Source organism: Prevotella conceptionensis 9403948 (assembly GCF_000312305.1).
In the GTDB taxonomy this organism is placed as follows: domain Bacteria; phylum Bacteroidota; class Bacteroidia; order Bacteroidales; family Bacteroidaceae; genus Prevotella; species Prevotella conceptionensis.
In genome coordinates this window covers 114,218-114,984 of record NZ_HE999451.1, presented here as the reverse complement: position 1 = coordinate 114,984, position 767 = coordinate 114,218, and the positions used below count along the sequence as shown (strand labels likewise).

The 767-nt window shown below is 51.9% G+C and carries 1 pseudogene; it reads right to left on the bottom strand.

The features are described from left to right. Positions 1-767 (bottom strand): annotated as a pseudogene (locus BN93_RS13040) (DNA-directed RNA polymerase subunit beta'); the annotation flags it as partial.

Below are 767 nucleotides of genomic sequence, written 5' to 3'. Positions count from 1 at the left end.
TGATCAGTTCGCCCGTTGTGGGATGGATGATGTCGTGTACAGAAACGCGACCGAGGATGCGCTCGTAAAGCGTAGATATAATCTCATCGCCGTTTTTAAGGGCGGTGCAAACAAGCCCGCGCAGCGTTCCGCAGTCTTCCTCGTTGATAATCACGTCGTGCGACACGTCAACCAAACGGCGTGTGAGGTATCCTGCATCGGCCGTTTTCATGGCCGTGTCGGCAAGACCCTTACGGGCGCCGTGCGAAGAAATGAAGTATTCCAACACCGACATACCCTCTTTGAAGTTAGAGAGGATGGGGTTCTCGATAATCTGTTGTCCTTCGGCACCAGCCTTTTGCGGCTTGGCCATCAGACCACGCATACCAGAGAGCTGCTTAATCTGGTCTTTCGAACCACGGGCACCCGAGTCGAGCATCATGAACACGGCGTTAAAGCCTTGGTCGGCCTCGGTCATCTCTTTCATCAGCACATTACCCAAGTCGTTGTTTACGTGTGTCCACGTGTCGATTACTTGGTTATAGCGTTCGGTATCGGTAATGAAACCCATGTTATAGTTCTCGGTAATTTGGCGTACTTCCTCGTGACCGCGCTCAACAATCTCCTCTTTCTCTTTAGGAATGATGATGTCGTCAAGGTTGAACGACAGTCCGGCAACGTATGCCATGCGGTAACCCAAGTTCTTGATACCATCGAGGAATTCGCAAGCGCGGGCCATACCCACACTCTTGATAACGTCGGCGATGATGCCACGCAGGGTTTTCTTC